General features: G+C 39.2%; 3 protein-coding genes. 2 read left to right on the plus strand and 1 reads right to left on the minus strand.

The window, feature by feature from the left end:
• Positions 1–13 precede the first annotated feature (13 nt).
• Positions 14–1,318, plus strand: a complete 1,305-nt coding sequence (locus tag ACJML3_RS01930; protein ID WP_406020153.1) for an ammonium transporter — start codon at positions 14–16, stop codon at positions 1,316–1,318.
• Positions 1,319–1,335: 17 nt separating this feature from the next.
• A complete protein-coding gene (locus ACJML3_RS01935; protein ID WP_406020149.1) occupies positions 1,336–1,674 on the plus strand; it encodes a P-II family nitrogen regulator in 339 nt (112 codons plus the stop codon).
• 52 nt (positions 1,675–1,726) lie between these two features.
• Here the strand turns inward: ACJML3_RS01935 and ACJML3_RS01940 are convergent.
• Positions 1,727–2,627, minus strand: a 901-nt coding sequence (locus tag ACJML3_RS01940) for an MATE family efflux transporter (RefSeq protein WP_406020151.1), incomplete at its 5' end; no start/stop codon positions are given.

Genomic DNA, 2,627 nt, shown 5'->3' on the forward strand with positions numbered 1-2,627 from the left:
AGGAGATATATTTATGAAAGTTTGTAAAAGTGCAATAGCTGCAATGGCACTGACTGCAACTTCAGCATTTGCTGATGAGGCACCAGCAGTACTAGATAGAGCAGACAACGGATTTATTCTGATGTCAGCAATGCTCGTTCTTTTAATGTCAATTCCTGGTATCGGTCTGTTCTATGGCGGTCTTGCACGTTCAAAGAATGTTCTGTCAACAATAGAGCAGACACTGGCTGTATTCTGTCTTGCTGTTATTTTATGGGTAATCATAGGCTATAGTTTTGCTTTTGGCCCAACAGATGGCGCTTTAGGTGCTTTCTTCGGTGGCTTTGGCACTATGTTCTTAAATGGCATCACATTAGATTCTCTATCAGGTACCTTATCTGAGTACACATGGGTAATTTTCCAGGGTGCATTCTGTGCAATTTCTGCATGTCTTATCATTGGTGCAACTCCAGGCCGTATCAAGTTCTCAGCTTTACTATTAGCTGTTGGTATCTGGATCGTACTGTCATATGCTCCTTTAGCTCATCAGGTTTGGGGCGGTGGTTTCATCGATTCAACCTTCATGTCATATGACTTTGCAGGTGGTACCGTTGTTCACGTAAATGCTGCTGTATGTGGTTTAACTGGTGCATATATCCTAGGTCGTCGTCATGATTTAGGTCGTGTTGCAATGGCTCCTCATAACCTTGGCTTAACATACGTAGGTGCTTGCTTACTATGGATTGGCTGGTTAGGTTTCAACGCAGGTTCAGAGTTAGTTGCTGACGGTGTATCATCACTTGCATTCATCAACACAGTATTATGCCCAGCAACTGCAGCATTAACCTGGATGGCAGCTGAGTGGATCATCTTCAAGAAGCCATCAACCTTAGGTACAGCATCTGGTGTATTAGCAGGTTTAGTTGCTATCACTCCTGCATGTGCTTTCGTAGGTCCTATGGGTGCAATCGTAATCGGCTTTATTGCAGCATTAGCTTGCTTATGGGGTGTTCACGGCTTTAAGAGATTAACCAAGATTGACGATTCAATGGACGTATTTGGTGTTCATGGTATCGGTGCTATCGTTGGTGGTATCTTAACTGGTGTATTCTGTGACCCATCATTAGGTGGTACAGGTTTCAAGGGTGAATGGACTTCCATTGCAGGTCAGGTTTACGGTCAGACAGTATCCTTATTAATAGCAATAGTATGGTCATTCGTAGTATCAGTAATCGCCTTCAAGCTTGCTAAGGTTCTAGTTGGTCTAAGAGTAAGCACTGATGAAGAGTCAGAAGGTCTTGACCTTGCATCTCACGGCGAGCGTGGTTACAACTTATAATCGAAGGAGTGGATATTATGAAAAGAATCGTTGCAATTATCAAACCTTTTAAAGTGGATGATGTTCGTGAAGCTTTAGCATCTGTAGGCATCTCAGGTATGACAGTATCAGATGTAAAAGGTTTTGGCAGACAGAAAGGTCATACAGAGTTATATCGTGGTGCTGAGTATGTTGTAGATTTCCTTCCAAAGTGCAAACTAGAAATTGTTGTTGCAGATGAGGATGAGGAAAAGTCAATTCAGGCAATCATTGATGCAGCTCATACAGGTAAGATTGGTGATGGTAAGATCTTCGTATCAGATGTACAGAGAGTTATCAGAATCAGAACCAGTGAAGAAAATGAAGAAGCTATTTAAAAGTTAAGCTCTCATATGAGGTCGCCCCAACATAAACTGCTGGGGCATTTTTTTATGATTCTAAAAGTAGTTTTGGCAGTGCTTTGTGTCTGAATATATAACTTACTCTTAGAGCATATATAATTGAACAGATAAGCAAAGTTACTGTAAAAGAAATCCAGATACCATGAGCTTTTAAAGGCTCCATAAAGGTACCGTGAGATAGAGTATATGAAAGTGGAAGACCTATCATCCAGTATGCAAAAAGAGTAGTTAAGAATACAGTTTTTGAATCCTTAAATCCTTGCACAACCCCCATAAACACGATCTGAAAACTGTCAGGAAGCATAAATATGCAGTTGATTATAAGCAGTGATGAGGCAAGGTCAATCACATACGGATCGTTTGTATATAAAGAAGCAAAAAACTCTCTGAAAAAGAATGTAGTGCTCATATAGATTAAAAGAAGAGTGATATTTAAAAAACAGACACTCTTTACGCTAACCAGAGCCTTTTCAAAACTTTTTTCACCCATTGCATAAGCAGTTCTTATAGTTGCTGTAAGGCAAAGAGAGAATGGTATCATGAACACAAGACTTGAAATATTGATGCAGATAGAATGAGCTGCAACAATTGTAGGTCCAAATGAAGCGATAATTACTGATGCAAGTGAAAAACAGGCAACTTCCATTGTTCTTGAAACGCCAATTGGAATGCAGAGCTTTACAAATTTCTTTATAAAGGCAAAATCAAAAGTGAAATGATAATTTACAAAGTAATCGTGCATAAGTGCTGATTTTTTCATATAGACATAGAACATTATTGCAGCAATAAAGTTAATGACACAGCTGGTTATTCCACATCCGACACCGCCAAAAGCAGGTATTCCAAATTTTCCGAAAATGAAAATATAGTTAAATGGAATATTTAAAAGCAGCATGATTACACATATAACAAGAGATGGTTTGATATAT

The sequence above is a fragment of the Succinivibrio sp. genome, assembly GCF_045124615.1.
In the GTDB taxonomy this organism is placed as follows: Bacteria; Pseudomonadota; Gammaproteobacteria; order Enterobacterales; family Succinivibrionaceae; genus Succinivibrio; species Succinivibrio faecicola.

Coding starts and splice junctions, on each gene's coding strand:
- ACJML3_RS01930 (WP_406020153.1), top strand. CDS start 14: ATGAAAGTTTGTAAAAGTGCAATAGCTGCAATGGCACTGACTGCAACT.
- ACJML3_RS01935 (WP_406020149.1), top strand. CDS start 1,336: ATGAAAAGAATCGTTGCAATTATCAAACCTTTTAAAGTGGATGATGTT.